Source organism: Streptomyces sp. NPDC015130 (genome assembly GCF_043080005.1).
Taxonomy (GTDB): domain Bacteria; phylum Actinomycetota; class Actinomycetes; order Streptomycetales; family Streptomycetaceae; genus Streptomyces.
In genome coordinates this window covers 1-22,888 of the sequence record NZ_JBIBVC010000014.1, presented here as the reverse complement: position 1 = coordinate 22,888, position 22,888 = coordinate 1, and the positions used below count along the sequence as shown (strand labels likewise).

Here is a 22,888-nt window from a genome sequence, read left to right as displayed (position 1 = left end):
CCGGCAGCCGCTCCGCGACCGCCGGGACGACCGGGTCAGGCCCCCAAGTGACCCGGTCGCGCCGCAGAGTGAGAACCCCGACCGTTCAAAACGATGCAAAAACGGACGTACTTGAACGACTTCGTGCCGCTCAGTCCATTCTGCGCGCGCCGCCCAACAATCCGGTCTCGGCGTCCGTCGCCTGCGTCATCACGAACTGCCGGTCGCCGGGGGTGCACCAGAGGGTCACCCCGTCCGCGAGCGTCGACAGCGCCTCGTACTCGTGGCGCGGGAGGCTCATGATGCGGCCGATCTGCGCGGCCTCGTCCGGGGAGACCCGCTGGACGCCGACCAGCGAGGACTTCTCCAGGAGCCGGGGCGCGACCGGGCTCAGGTACGGAAGCAGCGTCACGACCGACTGCCAGGGCGCCGACACGACACGGCCGCGCGGCGGCCGCATGCCGCAGTCGCGCACCACGACCACCGGACTGCCCGCCGAGGCGCCCTGCGGCGGCACCCGGCCCACGTCGTGCAGCGAGACGCACGGCTGCCCGCCGCCCGCCGCCTGCGCGAGCGGGGTCCACGCCTGCGCGCGGCCGGTCTCGACGGCCACCCGCGCGCCCGTGGCGGCGGCGCGCAGCGCGAGCACCTGGGCGGTCCACAGACCGCCGATGAGCGTGACGTCGTAGGGGACGGGCCGGTTGATGCCGAGCACGGCGGGACGGCTCTCGGCGTCCACGCCGATCACCACACCGTCGTCGCCGACGGGCAGGGCCAGCGCGTCGAGCAGGTCGACGGGGACGGAGTGCCGGTCACGGCGCGGACCGACGAGCCCGAAGCCGAACCGGGGCCGCGATTCCCGCCCCGTACGCCCGGCGGCGCGGGACGAGCGGGAGTCACGGCGGGAGGGCGACGCACCGGAGGGCGCGCCGGCACCCGACGGCGTACCGAAGGAGTGGGACATCAGCGCGCACCCCCCAGCGGCAGCGTCGCGAGCATGCCCGGCACCTGTTCCCGGTCGAGCCGCACCAGGCCCGTCCGCACCCCGCGCGCCGCGCGCTCCAGCTCGTGCCGCGCGGCGACCAGTTCCTCGTCGCTGCGCCCGGTGATCCGCACGTGTCCGGTCACCGTCACCTCCTGCCGGTCCCCGCCGCTCAGCGTCAGGCTGAACGTCGTCGCGAGCGCGGGCAGCGAGGTCAGCAGGGCCACGAGCTGCGGCATCGAGGCGCCCGCGCTGCCGCCGGGACCGCCCAACTGGGGCCAGCGCCCCACCCAGTACGTCGTGTGCCGCCGGTCGTCGACCCGCCAGGTCCGCGCGGTCTCCTGCGTCCGCCGGGACTGCGCCTGCCCCCGGCCCGCCTGCGCGATCGCCATCGGGCTCGCGCAGGTCGAGGTCGCCAGCGCCGAGGTCAGCTCCTGCTCGGTCAGCACGCTCGCCCGGAATCCGGCGCCCGCCAGACGGCTCGCCAGCTGGTCGGCCGCCCGCACCACGCACTTCTGCGCACCCGTCATGCCGCCGCCGCGCGCGGCGACCGCCTCCGGGCACAGCTCGGGGTCCAGCTTGAGCGCGATCCAGGTGATCCGGACGGCGGGCGAACCCGTCTGCGCCTGGAGCGGCCCGTAGTTGCGCGCCGCCATCGACTGCGCCGGCAGGTGCGGCGCGGGAGCGGGCTGCGTGTGCTGCACGATCTGCGCGGACTCCAGCCGGATGCCGTCCACGCTCAGGACGTCCCGCACCAGGCCGACGGGCAGCGGCCGCGCGGCACGGTCCGGCCGCAGCGCCGTGCCGTCCGACTCGACCCGCAGCACGGCGGTCAGGAAGGTGCCGTCACCGATCATCCCGACCGGTCGGCGGTCACGGTCGCTGTACGCGTACGTCCGCAGCGCGGGGTCGCACTCCACGACCGGGGCGAGCCCCGGCTCCGTGCCCTCCGGCACGGTGAAGGAGGCAGCCCGGCGCGAACGGGCGCGCAGCGCCAGGAAGGTGCCGAGCCACTCGGGCAGGGACCTCTTGTGCCGGCGTACGAGCGCCAGCAGGACGAGCACGACCGCGACCACGCCCGCGGGCACCAGCATCAGCTGGTCCACGACCCAGGCGACGGCGAGCAACGCCGCCGCCACCTCTATCAGTACGAGCTGTTGCAATCGGAACGAACCGAAGTGTCCGGGACGTGCCTGGAGTCTCGGTGCGACCGAGGAAACGGTTCCCGTGGAAGGGGGTGCGGAAGCTGTGGCCGCGCCGGGCCGCGTCCGCGTGGCGGAAGCCATGATGGAGAATCCCCCTCAATTCGTCCCGATCACCCTGGCCCGCCAGGGCTTTGGCGGCCGGATCACCCTACCCGCCCCACGAACCCCACGGGACAGCAGGCATAGTAGGGGGCCGGTCCGACAGCCGGGGCCCGGGTGTCACCTCCCCCGGATCCCGCGCGAAGACTGCGCCTGACGAGAATGGGGACTCATGGCATCGCGCCGGGACGAGCTCAACGCGTACACCTTTGCGAAGAAGCGCACGGTGGCGGCATTCCTCCAACCCTCGCCCTCCGGTACGGAGGAGGGGGCGCCGAGGCCGCTGCGCGCGATCGTCCCCGGCCTCATCGTCGCCGCGTTGGTCGTCGCGGGCTTCGGGGCCTGGGGCATGTTCAGCCCGCGGGCGCCCAAGGGCTGGGACGTCCCCGGCACCCGGGTGATCGTGGGCAAGCAGTCGACGACCCGGTACGTCGTCCTGGAGACCGGCAAGGGCAAGGACGCGAAGACGCTGCTCCACCCCGTCCTCAACCTCGCCTCCGCCCGTCTCCTGCTCAACCCCGACCAGTTCCAGGTGATCCAGGTCGACGACAAGAAGCTCGACCAGGACAAGCAGCGCGGTCCGATCCTCGGCATCCCCTACGCCCCCGACCGGCTGCCCGGCGCGGACGACGCGGGCACCGAGAAGCGCTGGGCCGTCTGCGAGCAGCCCGGCGGAGGCAAGGGCGCCAGCGTCCAGAAGGCGACCTTCCTCTTCGCCCAGCGCGACCTCGCGCGCACCGAGGGCGCGAACAAGCTCGACGACGGCGAGATCCTGTACGTCAAGGGCCAGAAGGGATCCGCCCAGTTCATCGTCGACCACACCGGAACCAAGTACCCGGTGAAGGCCGACCGACCCGGACTGCTCTCCGCCCTCGTCGGCCTCGACAACGGCCTCGTCAAGGAGCCGCAGCCCGTCACCGACGACTGGCTCGCCACCCTGAAGACCGGCGACACCGTCGACTTCCCGCGCCTCGAAGGCGAGGTCGGCACCCCCACCGAGATCCCCGGCAGCACGCTCGACGGGACCGAGAACAGGATCGGCCTGGTGCTCGTCGCCCAGACCGGCTCCGGGCCCCAGCACTACGTCGTGCTGCCCGGCCGGGTCCAGCCCGTCTCCGCGTTCACCGCCTGGCTGCTCATCAACTCCCCGGAGACGGGCTCGCTCGACATGGACGGCGAGGCGACCACCGTCGACGCCTCCTCCTTCGTCCCGGACCCGAAGGTCTTCAACGGGGACGTGCGCTGGCCGCAGCAGAGGTCCCACCCGGTCAACTCCACGACCGGCGACACCGCCCGCGACACCGTCTGCAGCGTCCTCACCGACGTCGACGAGAAGGGCGAGACCACCCTCGCCACCTGGGCCGGCCCCAAGTACCCGGCCGAGATCACGGCCGGCGGCACCAGCACGTACGTCACCCCGGGCAGCGGCCTGCTCTACATGCAGGTCCAGGGCCAGGGACAGCAGAAGACGCCCGACGGCTCCCTCTTCCTCGTCACCGACACCGGACTGCGGTACGCCGTCCAGGCCAACGGCGACAGCGACGCGGCCCGCTCCGAGATCGGCACCGGGGACCAGGAGAAGCAGACCGACGGACGCCCGGAACCCTCCGAGGCCCAGAAGCGTCTCGGCTACGAGAAGGTCATGCCGGTCCTCGTCCCGATCGAATGGTCGGAGTTCCTGTCGAAGGGGCCGCGACTCGACACCAACAGCGCGCGTCAGCCGCAGGGTTCCTAGGGGGTGGCACCGGTGACGACGACGTACCGCTCGGCGGCCGCCCTGCTGACCGCCGCTACCCTGACGGGCCTCCTCGCGGCGCCCGCGGCGGCGGCTCCCGCGGCGGCGGAGGCGCCCGCGCCCGCCACACCCGACGCCTGGACGCTCGACGGCAGCGGCGAGTGCACCTTCCCCATGAAGAAGCAGATCGAGGGCACCCCCTGGCCGCTCCAGCGGGTCCTCCTCGACGAGCTCTGGCAGCACACCAAGGGCAAGGGCGTCAGGGTCGCCGTCATCGACACCGGGGTCGACAACGTCAACCCGCAGCTGCTCAAGGCCGTCGACGCCAAGGCGGGCAAGGACTTCCTCAAGCCCGACAAGAACAACCCCGGCTTCGGCGACGAGAAGCGCGGCAAGACCGACGGCACCGTCGACGAGGTCGGCCACGGCACCAAGGTCGCCGGCATCATCGCGGCCCGCCCCCGCACGGGCACCGGATTCGTCGGCCTCGCCCCCGAGGCGACGATCATTCCGATCCGCCAGAACGACGAGAAGAACAGCGGCAAGTCCGACACGATGGCCAAGGCGATCGACTGGGCCGTCGCCAAGGGCGCGCACGTCATCAACATCTCGCAGGACACCACCCAGAAGCTGGAGGCCGACTCGCCCATGGCGGTCTCGATCGCCAAGGCGATCCAGAGGAAGGTCGTGGTCGTCGCCTCCGCCGGGAACGACGGCATGGACGGCAAGCTCAAGACGACCTACCCGGCCGCCTTCCCCGGTGTTCTCGCCGTGGCCTCGTCCGACCGGAACAACGAACGGGCCGCCTTCTCGCAGCCTGGCACCTTCGTGGGCGTGGCCGCCCCCGGCGTCGACATGGTCTCCACCGTCCCCGGCGGCGGCCAGTGCGTCGACAACGGCACGAGCTTCTCCGCCCCGTACGTCGCCGGCGTCGCCGCCCTGCTCCGGGCCAAGTACCCCGACTGGTCGGCGGCCCAGATCGTCACCCGGATCGAGCAGACCGCCGTCCGCTCGGTCAACGGCCGCGACAACTACGTCGGTTGGGGAGTGGTCGACCCGGTGAAGGCGCTCGCCGACGCGCCGCCGGGCACACCGCCCTCCACGCCCACGCCCGACCCCGTACCACCGAAACCGCCGGCGCCCGAACCGGCCCGTCTGGCGCTGTCGGAGACTCCCCAGGAGCGCTCCGAACGGCTCGCCACCTATGCGTTGGGGATCGGCGGTGTACTGGTGGCCGTGGTCGCCGGAACGGCCGTCGTGATCCGCGACAGCCGCCGCAGGAGAGGGGTCCGGTGAACAGCGCGAGAGCCAAGTATCCGGTGCCTCCTTTGCAGTTGGAACTGCCGCCGCCAATGGCTAAAGTGACCGTCGGGCGCACGGCAGTGCGAACCCAGCACGGGGGCGGCATCAGAAGATTCCCGTCCGCATCACGACCGGATGGCCCGACGGCCCGGCCGTCGACGCCACCGAAGGAAGAAGGGGCAAGATGTCGAAAGACCTGAACGTAACCAGTGCCGAACAGGTTCGGCTCGCCGGCCGGATCCAGGACTTCTCCGACGAGCTCCAGTCCCGCATCACCAACCTCAACGGCGTGGTCGACCGCGTCCAGGCGGGCTGGCAGGGCGCTGCGAGCAAGGAGTACGACCGGGTCCAGAACGACCTGAACCAGCGTCTGCGCAGCATGCGTCAGGAGCTCTCCAAGCTCGAAGAGATGATGCGCATGAGCGCCGACGGGTTCTCGCGCGAGGAGGAGGACCGTCTGCGGTCCTTCCGCACGATGGACACCAGCGGCGGCGCCGGCGGCGGCGGCAACCAGAGCGCCATCCTCGGCGTCTGAGCCCACCGGCTCGACCAGTCCTCCGCGCCACTCTCACTCCAGGAGTCAACACCATGACCACTGCGGTCAATTACGACACCGTGACGCAGGCGGCGGCCGACACCCGCCTGACCTCCACCACCCTCACCCAGAAGCTCGACGACCTCATGGCCGAGGTCAACCGCGTCGCCAACAACTGGGAGGGTGAGGCCAAGATCGCGTACCGCGAGACCCAGGACCGCCTGACCCGCGACATGGCCGGCATGAACCAGGACCTGGCGCGCATCGCCCAGCTCCTCGACGAGTCGGTCGTCGGCTACCAGGACACCGACAAGGGCAACGCCGCCCGTTTCCGCATGTGACATCCGGCGTACGCACATGAGGGGGTGGCCCGTTCCACGGGCCACCCCCTCACGCGTACTCACCGCTACCGCAGGTCGAACTCGCCGTCCCGCGCGCCGAGGACGAACGCGTCCCACTCGGCCTTCGTGTAGCGCAGCACCGTCTCCTTGTCGAGCGACGAACGCATCGCCACCGCCCCCTCGGGCAGCCGCGCGATCTCCACCCGCTCCTCGTCGGGGCTGGTGCCCGGGGCGCCCTCCCACTCGACGCCGGAGATGTCGAGCGCGTACAACTCGTCCTTCTGGCGCTGCTTCTCGGCGGCGAGGGACTCGTCGGTCGTGGTGGCGTGTGCGTCGGTCATCGGCGCTTTCCCTTCGCGGTGGTACGGCGGTCCCTGCCACAGTAGTGGGACCGCCGCACCCGGACGGAGGGAATCCGCTCAGTGCTGCTCCGGCAGCCAGCCCAGCTGCACCAGCGGCGTCCCCCGCTTGCGCGAGACGAACGTGCCCCGGCCCGGAGGCATCGGCCGCGCCCGGACGTTGCTGAGGATGTCGCCCTCCTGCGGATCGCCGGAGAGGATCACGCCCTGCGCCCCCAGCTCCCGGACGCGCTGCATGAACGGCTCGTACATCGCCCGTGAGGCACCCGCCTGGCTCCGCGCCACGATGAACCGGATGCCCACGTCCCGCGCGAACGGCAGGTTCTCGACGAGAACCGCCAGCGGATTGCCCGAGTTGGTGGCCACCAGCTCGAAGTCGTCGATCAGCACGAAGAGCTGCGGACCCGTCCACCAGCTGCGGTCCCGCAGCTGCTGCGGCGTGATGTCCGGCTTGGGCGCCCGCTTCGTCATCACCGTGTTGATGGCGTCCATGTGCATCTGCATGGCCGAGGCCATCGGCGCGTACTCCAGGAGATGCGAGGGCGCGACCGCCTCCAGCATCGTCCGCCGGTAGTCACCCACGACGATCCGCGCCTGCTCCGGCGTGTACCGCTCGCACAGCTGCTTGGCGATCAGCCGCAGCAGCGCCGTCTTGCCGGACTCGCTCTCACCGAAGATCAGGAAGAACGGATCCGACTCGAAGTCGACGAACACCGGCTCCAGGTTCGTCTCGTCGATGCCGATCGCGATGCCGTGCTGCGGGTACTCGAAGCCCTTCGGCAACTGCTCCGCCGGCAGCCTGCGCGGCAGGAGCCGGACGGCCGGTGCCGGAGCCCCGGTCCAGCTCGCCCGCACGGCCTGGACGAACGCCGACGTGCCCTCCGCCAGGTCGGCGGCCGAGCTCGACCCGTCGATCCGCGGCAGCGCGCCCATGAAGTGCAGCTTCTCCGCGACCTGGCCGCGCCCCGGCACCCCGGTCGGCACGTTCGCCGCGACCTTGCGGTCGAACTCGGAGTCCATGACGTCACCGAGCCGCAGTTCGAGCCGGCCCAGCATCTGGTCCTTCAGCGCCGCCCGCACCTCCATGTACCGGGCGGCGGTGATCACCACGTGGATGCCGTAGCCCAGACCGCGCGCCGCGATGTCGGAGACGAACGGCTCCAGCGTGTCGTAGTCGTTCCGGAAGCTGCCCCAGCCGTCCACGACCAGGAACACGTCGCCCCAGGCCTCGCCCGGGAGTTCACCCGCGGCCCGCTTGCGCCGGTAGGTCGCGATCGAGTCGATGGAGTGCGCACGGAAGAACTCCTCCCGCCGGTTGAGGACCCCCAGCACCTCCGCGACCGTCCGCCGCACCCGCTCCGGGTCCAGTCGCGAGGCCACGCCGCCGACATGCGGCAGATCGGCCAGCGACACCAGGCCGCCACCACCGAAGTCGAGGCAGTAGAACTGCACCTCGGCCGGCGTGTGGGTCAGCGCGAAGGAGGAGACGAGCGTCCGCATCAGCGTCGACTTGCCGGACTGCGGCCCGCCGACCACCATCATGTGACCGGCCGCGCCGGAGAAGTCCCGGTACAGCACCTCACGGCGCTGCTCGAACGGCTTGTCGATGAGCCCGAGCGGCACCGTGAGCCCGCCCTGGCGCGTGTACTCCGTCGCCGTGAGACCACGGTCCGCCGTCTGCGCGAGCCCCGGCAGCAACTGGTCCAGCGAAGGCGCCTGGTCGAGCGGCGGCAGCCACACCTGGTGCGCCGGCACGCCCTGACCCTCCAGGCGGCGCACGATCACGTCGAGGACCGTGTCCGCGAGCGCGTCGTCCTCCTCGGAGCGCCGCTCGGTGAGATACGCGGGGTCGGGCGCCGCGTACACCACGGGCACCGGAGACGCCGTGAACAGCGCGGGGCGCCGCTCGACCGGCAGATGCCCGATCTCCAGGCGCGGCCCGCCCGGCCGGTGCGTCCCCGAGACGTACGCCGCCTTGAAGCGGGTCATCTCGTCCGTACCGAACTTCAGATAGCCCGAACCGGGCACCGACGGCAGGTGGTAGGCGTCCGGGACACCGATCGCCGTCCGCGACTCCGCCGCGGAGAAGGTCCGCAGACCGATCCGGTACGAGAGATACGTGTCGAGACCCCGCAGCTTGCCCTCCTCCAGGCGCTGCGAGGCGAGCAGCAGATGCACACCCAGCGAGCGGCCGATGCGGCCGATCTGGATGAACATGTCGATGAAGTCCGGCTTGGCGGTGAGGAGTTCGGAGAACTCGTCGATCACGAGGACGAGCGAGGCCAGCGGCTCCAGCGGAGCGCCCGCGGCCCGCGCCTTCTCGTAGTCGTGGATGTTGGCGTAGTTGCCGGCCGAGCGCAGCAGCTCCTGCCGCCGCTGCAGCTCGCCGCGGATCGCGTCGCCCATGCGGTCGACCAGCGTCAGGTCGTCCGACAGGTTGGTGATGACCGCCGCCACGTGCGGCATCTGCGACATGCCCGCGAAGGTCGCACCGCCCTTGAAGTCCGCGAGGACGAAGTTCAGCGTCTCCGAGGAGTGCGTCACCGCGAGACCCAGCACCAGCGTCCGCAGCAGCTCCGACTTGCCGGAACCCGTCGCACCCACGCACAGACCGTGCGGGCCCATGCCCTCCTGCGCGGCCTCCTTCAGGTCCAGCATGACCGGCTGGCCGTCCTCGCCGACACCGATCGGCACGCGCAGCCGCTCGGCCACCGTCCGCGGCCGCCACGTCCGCGCCACGTCCACCGACTCGGCGTCCCCGAGGTTCAGCAGATCCGTGAAGTCCAGATTGGCGAGCAGCGGCTCGTCGTCGTCCCCGCCGCCCATCCGCAGCGGCGCCAGCTGCCGCGCCAGCGCCTCGGCAGCCGGCAGCGAGATCCCGTCCGGCAGCCCCTCGTACGCGAATCCGCCGCCGAACTCCAGGCTGAGCCGCCCCGGCCGCACCACCACGGACAGACCGCCGCGCGGCTCGTCGAGCTCGCCCGAGACGACCTCCACGATCGTCACGCCCTGGAGGCCCTCGGCCGCCGCGAGCAGCGAGTCCGGCGGCACCATGCCGCCGTCCAGGACCACGACCACGTGCGGCTGGTCGAGCACCGGCTGGCTGTCCCGGGAGAACCGCGTCCGGCCTTCGAGCTTCGAGCGGATCAGGTTCTCCAGCTCGCCGAGGTCGTCACCGAACAGCCGCTTCGTACCGGCCCCGTCGACCTGACCCGGCACCTGCGTGTGCGGCAGCCACTTCGTCCAGTCCCACCGCTCCTGCGAGGCCCGCGCCGCCACCACCGCGACCATCAGGTCGTCGGGGGAGTGCAGCGTCACCAGCTGCGCCACGAGGGCGCGCGCCGCCGCCTGCGCCGACTCGGGCTCGCCCGACACGGTCACGTGGTAGAAGGCCCGCATCGAGACCGCCATCGGCAGCCCGTCCAAGGTGCCGTGCACAGCGAGGAACTGCTGCATCGCGCCCGCGCACAGCGGCTCCAGCTCGTCCACCGGAGCCGTGTCCGGCGCCACGAGCGGGGTCGCCAACTGCTGCGCCCCCAGACCGATCCGCGCCTGCCCGAAGTCATGGTCGCCGACCCGGCGCTCCCAGACCCGCGAGCCCTCGGCCACGACCGACCACAACTGCTCGGGGGAGGGGTGCAGATACAACTGCGCGTCGCGCTGCTTGCGCCCCGTCCGCCGGACCGTACGCCGCGTCTGCGCGAGGTATTTGAGGTAGTCGCGGCGGACATCGGCCATTTGCCCCTGCGTACCGCGACGGAATCTGACGAACTGGGCGACGGCCATCGCGACCGTCGACGCCAGCATCAGCACGCCCATGATCCGCATGATCGGCGACGGCGTCATGAAGAAGAAGACCACCGAGGAACCCATGCCGAGCATCGGCAGGAGCTGCATCAACGCCGACTCCTGCTGCCCCCGCGGAAGTTCCGGCGGAGACTCCAGGACCAGTTCCTCACCGGGCACTTCCGGCGGAAGCGCCCTCGGTGGGCGTTTGACGACGATCTGGCTCACCGGCGCATCAATCCCTCGTAGGAGGCGGGCTCGTGGCGGGAGCTTCCGCGCCGGCACCCCGGTCGGCGGCCGGGCGCGCGGACTTCCCCCATGGGACGGCGATCCTACTTGCAGCCCCCACCGGCCGTCCCCGGTAGGGTGGCGCGCGCATCGTGCGCAACCGCGAATCAGGGGGTCCACACACGTGAGTACGACCGCAGCGACCGGCTTCTGCCGCGTCACCGTCGTGGCGCCGGACAGCCGCATCGACGTCGCGCTCCCGGAGGACATCGCCGTCGCCGACGTCTATCCGGAGATCCTGCGGCTCACCGGGCAGACGCAAACGGCGGGCACCCCGACCGGCTACCACCTGGTCCGCCGCGACGGCTCCGTCCTGGACGGCGCCCGCACACTCGCCGGCCAGCAGGTCCTCGACGGCGAGGTGCTCTCCCTGCGCCCCTTCGCCCAGTCCCTGCCGCCCGCCGTCTACGACGACGTCTCCGACGCCGTCGCCTCCGCCGTCACCCGCGACCGGCACCTGTGGGGCGACGAGCTGCTGCGCGGCGCCGGACTCGTCGGCGGCGTCCTGCTCCTCGTCCTCATGGGCTTCGTCCTCTGGTTCGCGGACCCGGTCTTCCACGACATGCACAGCCTCCCCGGGATCATCGCGGGCGCCGCGGGCCTGCTCCTCACCGCCTTCGCGGGCGTCCGCGCCCGTGTCTACGGAGACCGGGCGACCGCCGTCGCCCTCGGCCTCGGCGCGCTGCCGCTGCTGCTCATCGCCGGCTCCGGCATCATCGGGCCCGACGCGGGCGCGGGCCCCGGCCGCCTCCAGTTCCTGCTGGGCTGCGTCACCGTCCTCGTCGCCTCCGTCGCGCTCGTGGCGCTCACCCCCAGCGGAGACGCCCCGTTCGTCGCCGCGACCTTCCTCGCGACCGTCGGCACCCTCGCCACCTTCGTGATGATCCTCACCGAGAGCTCCGCCACCGAGACCGCGGCGGTCTGCGCCCCCGTCGCCATCGGCATGGTCGCCTTCCTCCCCGGCCTCTCGGCCCGCTTCGCCCGGCTACCCATCGGCTACGCCGCACCGCGCAGCGCCGCCGACGACGAGTTCCTCGGCGACCACCAGCAGTCCGGCGACGACGCCCAGCCCGTCGACGGCGAGCGCATCGCCCTCCAGGCCCGCCGCGGCCACGAGATGCTCCTCGGCCTGGTCGGCGGCTGCGCCGCCGTCGTCGTCGGCTCCGCCGCCGTCCTCGGCTTCGCCGGAAACCTCTGGGGCCAGCTCCTCGCCCTCGCCTCCGGCCTCGCGATGCTGCTCCGCGCCCGCCTCTTCCGCTACACCTCGCAGGTCGCCTGCGTCCTGGTCGCCGGCATCGCCGCCATCGCGCTGCTCGTCCTCGGCCTCTCCCTCAACCCGCCGGTCGACCTGGTCAAGGACCTCCTCATGTACGGGGACCGCGGCGGCCTGGACATCCGTACGATCTGGCTCACCGCCTCCGTCGCCGCCGGCGCCGCGCTGATCACCGCCATCGGCCTGATCATCCCGAAGAAGGGCCTCTCGCCCTTCTGGGGCCGCCTCCTCGACCTCGCCGAGGGCTTCGTCCTCCTCTCCCTCGTCCCCCTCTGCCTCGCCGTCCTCGACGTCTTCATGGCGGTCCGCTCCCTCACGAGCAAGTAGCGACCGGCCCCCCCGGCGGACGGCGAAGGTCACCACTGGCACCAGGCACCCGGCACCAGGCACCCGGCACCCGGCACCCGGCATCAGGCATCAGGCACCCGGCACCGGCTCCGCTCCGGCGAACTGGTACGCTGTGTGACGGCCGTTTGTGTACGCGCTCCCGGAAAGCCCCCGACATGCTCGGGAAGCCTCTGGAAGCTGCGCCCATCGGACCTTCGCCCGCCGAGTCACAGAAGCTTCCCCTGAGACCTAGACCAGGGGCACTCGCGGGCGCACGAACACCTAAGAGGAGACCAGCGTGGCTCTCGACGCCGCTGTCAAGAAGCAGATCATGACCGAGTTCGGCCAGAAGGAGGGCGACACCGGCTCCCCCGAGGTCCAGGTCGCCATGCTTTCCCGTCGCATCTCGGACCTGACCGAGCACCTCAAGCAGCACAAGCACGACCACCACTCCCGTCGTGGCCTGCTGATCCTGGTCGGCCAGCGCCGCCGCCTGCTGCAGTACCTGGCCAAGAAGGACATCCAGCGCTTCCGTGCCCTGGTCGACCGCCTCGGCATCCGCCGCGGTGCGGCCGGCGGCGCCAAGTAAGGACGCCGTGAAGGGAGCGGTTCCCACTTTCAGGGGGCCGCTCCCTTTGCTGTACGTGCACAAAGTGCACACAGGCACTTAGTCTGGTCGCACAACCCCATACGACGGACGAAGCGAGGGAGCCGCCGGCTCGCCGCCGGTCCTCGGTAGTGGCCCCCGGAACATGCCGGGTGCTTCGATCGAAGACCGGCCCGCACCCAAGGCGCGTCTCTCCGCCCCCGTCGACACCGTCCCCGGCCACACGGGCCCCGGACGCAAAGACGAACACGTAGGAGAACCCACTAGTGGAGAACGAGACCCACTACGCCGAGGCCGTCATCGACAACGGCACCTTCGGTACCCGCACCATCCGCTTCGAGACGGGCCGTCTCGCCAAGCAGGCCGCCGGCTCCGCCGTCGCCTACCTGGACGACGACACGATGGTCCTCTCCGCGACCACCGCCTCGAAGAAGCCCAAGGACCAGCTCGACTTCTTCCCCCTCACGGTGGACGTCGAGGAGCGGCAGTACGCGGCCGGCAAGATCCCCGGCTCCTTCTTCCGCCGGGAGGGCCGCCCCTCCGAGGACGCGATCCTCACCTGCCGCCTGATCGACCGCCCGCTGCGCCCCTCCTTCAAGAAGGGCCTGCGCAACGAGATCCAGATCGTCGAGACGATCATGGCGCTCAACCCCGACCACCTGTACGACGTGGTCGCGATCAACGCCGCCTCCGCCTCCACGATCCTGGCGGGCCTGCCCTTCTCCGGCCCGATCGGCGCCACCCGCGTCGCCCTGATCAAGGGCCAGTGGGTCGCGTTCCCGACGCACACCGAGCTCGAGGACGCCGTCTTCGACATGGTCGTCGCCGGTCGCGTCCTGGAGGACGGCGACGTCGCGATCATGATGGTCGAGGCCGAGGCCACCGAGAAGACGATCGAGCTCGTCAAGGGCGGCGCCGAGGCGCCGACCGAGGAGATCGTCGCCGCGGGCCTCGAGGCCGCGAAGCCCTTCATCAAGGTCCTCTGCAAGGCCCAGTCGGACCTCGCCGCCAAGGCCGCCAAGCCCACCGGCGAGTTCCCGGTCTACCTCGACTACCAGGACGACGTCCTGGAGGCCCTCACCGCCGCGGTCAAGAGCGAGCTCGCCCAGGCGCTCACCATCCCCGGCAAGCAGGAGCGCGAGGCCGAGCTCGACCGCGTCAAGGAGCTCGCCGCCGACAAGCTCCTCCCGGCCTTCGAGGGCCGCGAGAAGGAGATCGCCGGTGCGTACCGCGCGCTGACCAAGAAGCTGGTCCGCGAGCGCATCATCAAGGACAAGGTCCGCATCGACGGCCGCGGGATCACGGACATCCGTACCCTCGCCGCCGAGGTCGAGGCCATCCCGCGCGTGCACGGCTCGGCGCTGTTCGAGCGTGGCGAGACCCAGATCCTGGGCGTCACCACCCTCAACATGCTCCGCATGGAGCAGCAGCTGGACACCCTCTCCCCGGTGACCCGCAAGCGCTACATGCACAACTACAACTTCCCGCCGTACTCCGTCGGCGAGACCGGCCGCGTGGGCTCGCCCAAGCGCCGCGAGATCGGCCACGGCGCGCTCGCCGAGCGCGCCATCGTGCCGGTCCTCCCGACCCGCGAGGAGTTCCCCTACGCGATCCGTCAGGTGTCCGAGGCCCTCGGCTCCAACGGCTCGACGTCCATGGGCTCGGTCTGCGCCTCCACCATGTCGCTGCTGAACGCCGGTGTGCCGCTGAAGGCCCCCGTCGCCGGTATCGCCATGGGTCTGATCTCCGAGGAGATCGACGGCAAGACGCACTACGTCGCCCTCACGGACATCCTCGGCGCCGAGGACGCGTTCGGCGACATGGACTTCAAGGTCGCCGGTACGAAGACCTTCGTCACCGCGCTCCAGCTCGACACCAAGCTCGACGGCATCCCCGCCTCGGTCCTGGCCGCCGCGCTGAAGCAGGCCCGTGACGCGCGTCTGCACATCCTCGACGTGATGAACGAGGCGATCGACGTTCCGGACGAGATGTCCCCGAACGCGCCGCGCATCATCACCGTCAAGATCCCGGTGGACAAGATCGGTGAGGTCATCGGCCCCAAGGGCAAGATGATCAACCAGATCCAGGAGGACACCGGCGCCGACATCACGATCGAGGACGACGGCACCATCTACATCGGTGCCGCCCAGGGCTCGCAGGCCGAGGCCGCCCGCGCCACGATCAACGGCATCGCCAACCCGACCATGCCGGAGGTCGGCGAGCGCTACCTGGGTACGGTCGTCAAGACCACCACCTTCGGTGCCTTCGTCTCCCTGCTCCCGGGCAAGGACGGCCTCCTGCACATCTCGCAGATCCGCAAGCTCGCCGGTGGCAAGCGCGTGGAGAACGTCGAGGACGTGCTGGCGATCGGCTCCAAGGTCCAGGTCGAGATCGCCGAGATCGACCAGCGCGGCAAGCTCTCCCTGATCCCCGTGATCGCGGACGAGGACGGTTCCGACGCGAAGGACGACACCGACCAGTGACGTCCCGTAGTTCCGTGACGACGGCCCGCCCCTCTTCGGAGGGGCGGGCCGTCGCCCGTACCCAAACGCTTCTCCCGGGCAAGGACGGCATCGGCACGGTCCGCCGTACGACCCTCCCCGGCGGCCTCCGGATCGTCACCGAGACCCTCCCGTCCGTGCGCTCCGCCACCTTCGGCATCTGGGCCCACGTCGGCTCCCGGGACGAGACGCCGAGCCTCAACGGCGCCACCCACTACCTGGAGCACCTCCTCTTCAAGGGCACCCACGAGCGGTCCGCCCTCGACATCTCCGCCGCGATCGACGCGGTCGGCGGCGAGATGAACGCCTTCACGGCGAAGGAGTACACCTGCTACTACGCCCGGGTCCTCGACACCGACCTGCCGCTGGCGATCGACGTCGTCTGCGACATGCTCACCGGCGCACTCGTCCTCGAGGAGGACGTGGACGCCGAGCGGGGAGTCATCCTCGAAGAGATCGCGATGACGGAGGACGACCCCGGCGACGTCGTGCACGACCTGTTCGCGCAGACGATGTTCGGCGACACCCCGCTGGGCCGCCCGGTCCTCGGCACCGTCGACACGGTGAACGCCCTCACCCGCGGCCAGATCGCCCGCTTCTACAAGAAGCACTACGACCCGACCCACCTGGTGGTCGCCGCCGCGGGCAACGTCGACCACGCCACGGTGGTACGCCAGGTCCGCCGCGCCTTCGAGAAGGCCGGCGCCCTGACCCGTACCGACGCCGTGCCCGTCGCCCCCCGCGACGGCCACCGCGTCATCCGCACGGCGGGCCGCGTCGAGCACCTGAACCGCAGGACCGAGCAGGCCCACGTGGTCCTCGGCATGCCGGGCCTGGCCCGCACCGACGAGCGCCGCTGGGCCCTCGGCGTGCTGAACACCGCCCTCGGCGGCGGCATGTCCTCCCGGCTCTTCCAGGAGGTCCGCGAGAAGCGCGGCCTGGCCTACAGCGTGTACTCGTACACCTCGGGCTTCGCCGACTGCGGCCTCTTCGGGGTGTACGCGGGCTGCCGGCCGGGCCAGGTCCACGACGTGCTGAGGATCTGCCGGGACGAGCTCGACAAGGTCGCGAACGAGGGCCTCACCGACGAGGAGATCGTCCGCGCCGTCGGCCAGCTCTCCGGCTCGACCGTCCTCGGCCTGGAGGACACCGGTGCCCTCATGAACCGCATCGGCAAGAGCGAGCTCTGCTGGGGCACCCAGATGTCGGTCGACGACATGCTCACCAGGATCGCCGCGGTCACCCCGGACGACGTCCGGGCCGTCGCCCGCGATGTACTGGACCAGCGGCCCTCCCTGTCGGTGATAGGACCGCTGAAGGACAAGCAGGCGGACCGCCTCCACCAAGCGGTCTCCTGACCCCGAGCCCCTTTAAGGAAGAAGACCAATGAGCAAGCTGCGCGTGGCGGTCCTCGGAGCCCAGGGCCGTATCGGCTCCGAGGCGGTCAGGGCCGTCGAGGCCGCCGAGGACATGGAACTGGTCGCGGCCCTCGGCCGTGGCGACAAGCTGGAGACGCTCACCGAGGCGGGCGCCCAGGTCGTCGTCGAGCTGACCACCCCCGGCTCGGTGATGGAGAACCTCGACTTCTGCGTGCGCCACGGCATCCACGCGGTCGTCGGCACCACCGGCTGGAACGAGGACCGCCTCGCGCAGCTGCGGACCTGGCTCGCCGACTCCCCGGAGACCGGTGTCCTCATCGCGCCGAACTTCTCCATCGGCGCGGTCCTCACCATGAAGTTCGCCCAGATCGCGGCCCCGTACTTCGAGTCGGTCGAGGTCGTCGAGCTGCACCACCCGCACAAGGTGGACGCCCCCTCGGGCACCGCCACCCGCACGGCTCAGCTGATCGCCGCGGCCCGCGCCGAGGCCGGCCTCGGCGCCCAGCCGGACTCCACCGAGACCGGCCTCGAAGGGGCCCGCGGCGCGGACGTCGACGGCGTCCGCGTGCACTCCGTGCGCCTGGCGGGCCTCCTCGCCCACCAGGAGGTCCTGCTCGGCGGCGAGGGCGAGACCCTCACCGTCCGCCACGACTCCCTGCACCACTCCAGCTTCATGCCGGGCATCCTCCTGGGCGCCCGCCGCGTGACCACCGCTCCGGGCCTCACCTTCGGCCTGGAGCACTTCCTGGACCTGGGCTGACGGTCATGGGCGGAAAGATCACGTACGTCTTCCTCGCCACCGTCCTCGTCCTCGTCTTCGGCGTGGTGGCGATGGAGGGCGTCCTGCTCCTCCTGACGGGCGAGCCCGCGGCCATGGGCATGGGCGCGGTGGCGTTCCTGCTGCCGGCCGTGGGCGGCTGGTTCCTCTGGAAGAACACCCGCTTCGCGCGCCGGGCCAACCGCCTGGCCGCGGAGCTGGAGGCCGAGGGCGGCCTGCCCGTCGACGAGCTGAAGCGCACGCAGGGCGGCCGGATCGACCGGGACTCGGCCGACGAGGTCTTCGCCCGGCGCAAGGCCGAGGCGGAGGACTCCCCGGAGGACTGGCGCTGCTGGTTCCGGCTCGCGGTCGCGTACCACGACGCCCGCGACACCCCCCGGGCCCGCAAGGCGATGCTCCGGGCCATCGCCCTCCACGAGGGACGTGCGGTCAGCGCGTAGCCGGGACGACGCCGTACTCGGCGTTCCAGGCCTCGACCGTGTCGGTCGCGCGGTCGAAGGCCTCGACCCGGGAGAGGAAGTCGGCATTGTGGTCGGTGAGCAGCAGCAGCTGCTCACCACCCTGCCGGTCGAGCACCAGGGCCTGGCCCTGGACGGTCCGGGGGAGGCCCAGCCAGCGCACCGGCTGCTGCACGGTCCGCACGGAGGCCACCTTCGCCCACGGCACGGTGGACGTCCGGAAGAAGGCCACGCGTCGCACACCGGCGCGGCTCACCCAGGTGCCCACGCGGAGCATCCGCAGGGCGGAGACGATGACGAGTACGGCGATGCCGAAGGTGACACCGGCCGCGGCGAAGCCACCGGCGGCGACGATGATCACGGCGGCGAGCAGCACGAACGAGGCGAGCAGCAGCGCGAGCGCCGCGGCCCCGACCCGCCACGACCCCGGCCGGTAGGGACGGCGCCACTGATCGTGGTCGTCGAACGGCAGGGCGACGTGGTCGGTCGTGTCAAAAGCACGGTCGGCCGTCAGGAAGGGCAGGGGCACGACAGGTCCTCACTCACAAGCACGCTCGAAGGGGCGGTGCCCGGTGAGGCTACCTCAGCGGTTGTCGGAGGCTTCGGACTGCTGCTGACGAGTGGCGGCGTCCCCCGACTGGAGGGAGGGCATACCGAAGATCAGCGACCCGGCGAGCCCCGCGACGACGGTCAGCCCGAGCAGCGTACGACCCACGATCTGCGAGGCGCTGGGGCGCTCCCGGGGTGGCGGAGTGACGTTACTGCGGAAGTGGTCGGCCTCCGCGACGAACGCGAACGGTACGGCCTCTCGCCGGCGGAACATCAGGGCCACTCTCCTCGGTAGTCGTCGTCCTTCACAGAGACAGACGACAGAACCGGGGGTTTGGTGCCCTATTTCACCAAAGCGGCCGAATCTCATCCTCCGGTAGGACGTCGTTAGAGTGGGCGCTGCAACAGCCGACTGGAAGGACCGCTGGTGACCGACACCCCCACCGAGAACGTGAAGATCGACTTCCGGAGCGACGTCACCGTTGATCTGGTCAAGAGCGCGGCGACCGACTCCGACGTCCTCTGGGCCGCACGTGTGTCCACGGCGGGGGAGCAGTCCCTCGAAGAGCTCCAGAAGGACCCGGAGCGCTCGAAGGGCCTCATCAACTACCTGATGCGGGACCGCCACGGCAGCCCCTTCGAGCACAACTCGATGACCTTCTTCATCAGCGCCCCGATCTTCGTGTTCCGCGAGTTCATGCGGCACCGCGTGGGATGGTCGTACAACGAGGAATCGGGCCGCTACAGGGAGCTCCAGCCGGTCTTCTACGTCCCCGACACCTCCCGCAAGCTGGTCCAGGAGGGCCGTCCCGGCAAGTACGTCTTCGTCGAGGGCACCCAGGAACAGCACGACGTGGTCAGCCGCACGATGGAGGAGTCGTACCGGACGGCCTACGCCACCTACCAGGAGATGCTGGCCGCCGGCGTCGCCCGCGAGGTCGCCCGCTCGGTCCTCCCCGTCGGCCTCTTCTCCTCGATGTACGCCACGTGCAACGCTCGCTCGCTGATGCACTTCCTGGGCCTGCGCACCCAGCACGAGCTGGCCGCGGTCCCGTCCTTCCCGCAGCGGGAGATCGAGATGGTCGGCGAGAAGATGGAGGAGCACTGGGCCCGGCTGATGCCGCTGACCCACGCCGCCTTCAACAAGAACGGCCGTGTGGCCCCGTAGAGCACACATGTCCGAGCCACTCGCGCGAAGTGTCCGTATTGCGGCGTTTCGAGAAGTTCATCTAGGCTGATCAAACGGACCCGGCACTGCCTGAACCCCCGAGCAGGCAGTGCCGGGCTCCTCTTCTTCCTGTCCCCCTCAGGGACACCCGGCGCTGAGCAGCGAGTAGCGTGTTACCCATGGCTCCGATCTCCACTCCGCAGACCCCCTTCGGGCGGGTCCTCACCGCCATGGTCACGCCCTTCACGGCGGACGGCGCACTCGACCTCGACGGTGCCCAGCGACTGGCCACCCATCTGGTGGACGCAGGCAACGACGGCCTCGTCATCAACGGCACCACCGGCGAGTCCCCCACCACCACCGACGCGGAGAAATCGGAGCTGGTACGGGCTGTACTGGAGGCGGTCGGCGACCGCGCACACATCGTCGCCGGCATCGGCACCAACGACACCCACCACACGCTCGAGCTCGCCCGCGCCGCCGAGCGCGACGGCGCCCACGGCCTGCTCGCCGTGACGCCCTACTACAACAAGCCCTCGCAGGAGGGTCTCTACCGGCACTTCTCGGCCATCGCCGACGCCACCGAGCTCCCGGTCATGCTCTACGACATCCCCGGCCGCAGCGGCGTCCCGATCGACACCGAGACGATCGTCCGCCTTGCCGAGCACCCCCGGATCGTCGCCAACAAGGACGCCAAGGGCGACCTCGGCCGCGCCAGCTGGGCCATCGCCCGCTCCGGCCTCGCCTGGTACTCCGGCGACGACATGCTCAACCTGCCGCTGCTCTCCGTGGGCGCCTGCGGCTTCGTCTCGGTCGTCAGCCACATCGTCACCCCGGACCTCCGCGCCCTTCTCGAAGCCCACCTGGCGGGCGAGCCCCAGAAGGCCACCGAGATCCACCAGCGCCTCCTGCCGATCTACACCGGCATGTTCCGCACCCAGGGCGTCATGACCACCAAGGCCGCCCTCGCCCTCCAGGGCCTCCCGGCCGGCCCGCTGCGCCTCCCGCTCGTGGAGCTCTCCGCCCAGGAGACCGAGCAGCTCAAGGTCGACCTGGCCGCCGGCGGGGTAGAACTCTGACAACGGACTTCACAACTGAACACTGACAACAGCAAGTGCACGAATGTCATGCGCGCCACGTGCCCGACCGGCACGTGGCGCGCGTGGTGAGGAGAGTCTTTTGAGCCATCCGCATCCTGAACTCGGCGCGCCGCCGAAGCTCCCGAAGGGCGCCCTGCGCGTCACCCCGCTCGGCGGGCTCGGCGAGATCGGCCGGAACATGACGGTCTTCGAATTCGACGGCCGCCTGCTCATCGTCGACTGCGGCGTCCTCTTCCCCGAGGAGGAGCAGCCGGGCGTCGACCTGATCCTGCCCGACTTCAGCATCATCCGGGACCGTCTCGACGACGTCGAAGGCATCGTGCTCACGCACGGCCACGAGGACCACATCGGCGCCGTCCCCTACCTGCTCCGGCTCAAGCCGGACATCCCGCTCATCGGCTCCAAGCTGACCCTCGCGCTGATCGAGGCCAAGCTCCAGGAGCACCGGATCCGTCCCTACACCCTTGAGGTGAAGGAGGACGACCGCGAGGTCCTCGGGCCCTTCGACTGCGAGTTCATCGCGGTCAACCACTCCATCCCGGACGCCCTCGCGGTGGCCATCCGCACCCCTGCGGGCATGGCCGTCGCCACCGGCGACTTCAAGATGGACCAGCTCCCGATGGACGGCCGTCTCACCGACCTCCACGCGTTCGCGCGTCTGAGCGAGGAAGGCATCGACCTCCTCCTCTCGGACTCCACGAACGCCGAGGTCCCGGGCTTCGTCCCGCCGGAGAAGGACATCTCCAACGTCCTGCGGAACGTCTTCGCGAACGCCCAGAAGCGCATCATCGTGGCCAGCTTCGCCAGCCACGTGCACCGCATCCAGCAGATCCTCGACGCCGCCCACGAGTACGGCCGCAGGGTCGCCTTCGTCGGCCGCTCGATGGTCCGCAACATGGGCATCGCCCGTGACCTCGGCTACCTCCGCGTCCCGGCCGGCCTCGTCGTCGACGTCAAGACCCTCGACGACCTGCCGGACGACGAGGTCGTGCTGGTCTGCACGGGCTCCCAGGGCGAGCCGATGGCGGCGCTGTCCCGCATGGCCAACCGCGACCACCAGATCCGGATCGTCCCCGGCGACACGGTCATCCTGGCGTCGTCCCTCATCCCGGGCAACGAGAACGCGGTCTACCGCGTGATCAACGGCCTGACCCGCTGGGGCGCGAACGTGGTCCACAAGGGCAACGCCAAGGTCCACGTCTCGGGCCACGCCTCGGCCGGCGAGCTGCTGTACTTCTACAACATCTGCCGCCCGAAGAACCTCATGCCGGTCCACGGCGAATGGCGCCACCTGCGCGCCAACGCCGAGCTCGGCGCGATGACGGGAATCCCCAAGGACCACATCGTCATCGCCGAGGACGGCGTCGTCGTCGACCTGATCGACGGCAAGGCCAAGATCGTCGGCAAGGTCCAGGCGGGGTACGTGTACGTCGACGGCCTCTCGGTCGGCGACGTCACCGAGGCCCACCTCAAGGACCGCCGGATCCTCGGCGACGAGGGCATCATCTCGGTCTTCGTGGTCGTGGACTCCTCAACCGGCAAGATCGTGAGCGGTCCGAACATCCACGCCCGCGGTTCCGGCATCGAGGACTCGGCCTTCGACGCCGTGATCCCCAAGGTCGACCAGGCCCTGAACCGGTCCGCCCAGGACGGCGTCGTGGAACCCCACCAGCTCCAGCAGCTGATCCGCCGCACCGTCGGCAAGTGGGTCTCCGACACCTACCGCCGGCGCCCGATGATCCTCCCGGTCGTCGTCGAGGTCTGACCCTGACCTGCGCCACACCGGAGCGGGGCCCCTCGATTTGCATCGGGGCGCCCCGCTCCAGTACGTTTACGGCTCCGCCAGATCGGGAACCCCCGGCGCCTTCGTGCGCCTGAACGGTTCTCCGGGAGGCGGGAAATCCGACTCAGAACTTCTGATAAAGTCGGAAACGCCGAAAGGCCCCCGGAGTGAAAACAAAAGGGACCGGAAAGCGCCGAGGAAATCGGATGGAAAACATCTGATAGGCTTCGGAACGAAGGAAAAGCCCGGAGGAAAGCCTGCGAGGGTGAGTACAAAGGAAGCGTCCGCACCTTGAGAACTCAACAGCGTGCCAAAAATCAACGCCAGATTAGTTGATACCCCGTCCATCTTCGG

Annotated in this window: 20 protein-coding genes; 13 read left to right on the top strand and 7 right to left on the bottom strand. The window is 70.5% G+C overall.

What is annotated here, in order from left to right:
• Positions 1-130 precede the first annotated feature (130 nt).
• Together ACF08F_RS26355 and eccE are read right to left on the bottom strand one after the other, a co-directional pair.
• Positions 131-943 (bottom strand): hypothetical protein, encoded by an 813-nt coding sequence (locus ACF08F_RS26355; protein ID WP_392301008.1) that lies wholly within the window; start codon positions 941-943, stop codon positions 131-133.
• Positions 943-2,247 carry a type VII secretion protein EccE gene (gene eccE, locus ACF08F_RS26350; RefSeq protein WP_392301007.1) on the bottom strand — a complete coding sequence of 435 codons (1,305 nt, stop codon included), beginning with the start codon at positions 2,245-2,247 and terminating at the stop codon, positions 943-945. Before eccE ends, ACF08F_RS26355 begins: the two co-directional genes overlap by 1 nt.
• 190 nt (positions 2,248-2,437) lie before the next feature.
• Here eccE and eccB point away from each other — a divergent pair, with 190 nt between their 5' ends.
• The 4 genes from eccB (at position 2,438) to ACF08F_RS26330 (ending at position 6,178) form a co-directional block, all read left to right on the top strand.
• Positions 2,438-4,000: a type VII secretion protein EccB gene (gene eccB / locus ACF08F_RS26345; RefSeq protein ID WP_392301006.1), complete on the top strand. Its 1,563-nt coding sequence runs from the start codon at positions 2,438-2,440 to the stop codon at positions 3,998-4,000.
• 12 nt (positions 4,001-4,012) lie between these two features.
• Positions 4,013-5,296, top strand: coding sequence for a type VII secretion-associated serine protease mycosin (gene mycP / locus ACF08F_RS26340; RefSeq protein WP_392301005.1), 1,284 nt, complete (start codon positions 4,013-4,015; stop codon positions 5,294-5,296).
• A gap of 190 nt (positions 5,297-5,486) precedes the next feature.
• Positions 5,487-5,837: a WXG100 family type VII secretion target gene (locus tag ACF08F_RS26335; RefSeq protein WP_392301004.1), complete on the top strand. Its 351-nt coding sequence runs from the start codon at positions 5,487-5,489 to the stop codon at positions 5,835-5,837.
• Between the two features lie 53 nt (positions 5,838-5,890).
• Positions 5,891-6,178 carry a WXG100 family type VII secretion target gene (locus ACF08F_RS26330; protein WP_390482975.1) on the top strand — a complete coding sequence of 96 codons (288 nt, stop codon included), beginning with the start codon at positions 5,891-5,893 and terminating at the stop codon, positions 6,176-6,178.
• Positions 6,179-6,243: 65 nt separating this feature from the next.
• On the opposite strand, the gene ACF08F_RS26325 is transcribed toward ACF08F_RS26330, so the two are convergent.
• A complete protein-coding gene (locus ACF08F_RS26325; protein ID WP_150265520.1) occupies positions 6,244-6,519 on the bottom strand; it encodes a DUF397 domain-containing protein in 276 nt (91 codons plus the stop codon).
• A 78-nt stretch (positions 6,520-6,597) separates the two neighbouring features.
• The gene (gene eccCa / locus ACF08F_RS26320; protein ID WP_392301003.1) at positions 6,598-10,551 is read right to left on the bottom strand and encodes a type VII secretion protein EccCa; all 3,954 of its coding nucleotides are present in this window, start codon (positions 10,549-10,551) and stop codon (positions 6,598-6,600) included.
• A 184-nt stretch (positions 10,552-10,735) separates the two neighbouring features.
• Between eccCa and eccD the strand changes: the two genes are divergently transcribed.
• The 6 genes from eccD to ACF08F_RS26290 all read left to right on the top strand — a co-directional run bounded on the left by eccD (position 10,736) and on the right by ACF08F_RS26290 (position 17,916).
• A complete protein-coding gene (eccD, locus tag ACF08F_RS26315) occupies positions 10,736-12,211 on the top strand; it encodes a type VII secretion integral membrane protein EccD (protein WP_392301002.1) in 1,476 nt (491 codons plus the stop codon).
• A 298-nt stretch (positions 12,212-12,509) separates the two neighbouring features.
• A complete protein-coding gene (gene rpsO / locus ACF08F_RS26310; RefSeq protein ID WP_024758243.1) occupies positions 12,510-12,800 on the top strand; it encodes a 30S ribosomal protein S15 in 291 nt (96 codons plus the stop codon).
• A gap of 284 nt (positions 12,801-13,084) precedes the next feature.
• On the top strand, positions 13,085-15,301 hold the full coding sequence (locus ACF08F_RS26305; RefSeq protein ID WP_392301001.1) for a polyribonucleotide nucleotidyltransferase: 2,217 nt from the start codon (positions 13,085-13,087) through the stop codon (positions 15,299-15,301).
• On the top strand, positions 15,298-16,677 hold the full coding sequence (locus ACF08F_RS26300) for a M16 family metallopeptidase (RefSeq protein ID WP_392301000.1): 1,380 nt from the start codon (positions 15,298-15,300) through the stop codon (positions 16,675-16,677). The genes ACF08F_RS26305 and ACF08F_RS26300 overlap by 4 nt, the downstream gene beginning before the upstream one ends.
• Positions 16,678-16,705: 28 nt before the next feature.
• Positions 16,706-17,458: a 4-hydroxy-tetrahydrodipicolinate reductase gene (gene dapB, locus ACF08F_RS26295; protein WP_392300999.1), complete on the top strand. Its 753-nt coding sequence runs from the start codon at positions 16,706-16,708 to the stop codon at positions 17,456-17,458.
• 5 nt (positions 17,459-17,463) lie between these two features.
• Positions 17,464-17,916: a hypothetical protein gene (locus ACF08F_RS26290; RefSeq protein WP_392300998.1), complete on the top strand. Its 453-nt coding sequence runs from the start codon at positions 17,464-17,466 to the stop codon at positions 17,914-17,916.
• Here ACF08F_RS26290 and ACF08F_RS26285 read toward each other — a convergent pair.
• Together ACF08F_RS26285 and ACF08F_RS26280 are read right to left on the bottom strand one after the other, a co-directional pair.
• Complete coding sequence (locus ACF08F_RS26285) at positions 17,906-18,463, bottom strand: PH domain-containing protein (RefSeq protein WP_392300997.1); 558 nt, start codon at positions 18,461-18,463, stop codon at positions 17,906-17,908. The two genes, ACF08F_RS26290 and ACF08F_RS26285, sit on opposite strands and share 11 nt — an antisense overlap.
• Before the next feature lie 54 nt (positions 18,464-18,517).
• Positions 18,518-18,757: a hypothetical protein gene (locus tag ACF08F_RS26280; RefSeq protein ID WP_392300996.1), complete on the bottom strand. Its 240-nt coding sequence runs from the start codon at positions 18,755-18,757 to the stop codon at positions 18,518-18,520.
• A gap of 153 nt (positions 18,758-18,910) precedes the next feature.
• Between ACF08F_RS26280 and thyX the strand changes: the two genes are divergently transcribed.
• From thyX to ACF08F_RS26265, 3 genes are all read left to right on the top strand, one after another.
• Positions 18,911-19,651 carry an FAD-dependent thymidylate synthase gene (thyX, locus tag ACF08F_RS26275; RefSeq protein WP_055641032.1) on the top strand — a complete coding sequence of 247 codons (741 nt, stop codon included), beginning with the start codon at positions 18,911-18,913 and terminating at the stop codon, positions 19,649-19,651.
• A 179-nt stretch (positions 19,652-19,830) separates the two neighbouring features.
• The gene (dapA, locus tag ACF08F_RS26270; RefSeq protein WP_392300995.1) at positions 19,831-20,730 is read left to right on the top strand and encodes a 4-hydroxy-tetrahydrodipicolinate synthase; all 900 of its coding nucleotides are present in this window, start codon (positions 19,831-19,833) and stop codon (positions 20,728-20,730) included.
• Positions 20,731-20,830: 100 nt separating this feature from the next.
• A complete protein-coding gene (locus ACF08F_RS26265) occupies positions 20,831-22,516 on the top strand; it encodes a ribonuclease J (RefSeq protein ID WP_392300994.1) in 1,686 nt (561 codons plus the stop codon).
• A 66-nt stretch (positions 22,517-22,582) separates the two neighbouring features.
• On the opposite strand, the gene ACF08F_RS26260 is transcribed toward ACF08F_RS26265, so the two are convergent.
• Positions 22,583-22,888 (bottom strand): hypothetical protein (locus tag ACF08F_RS26260; protein WP_392300993.1); only part of this gene is annotated, 306 nt, incomplete at its 5' end.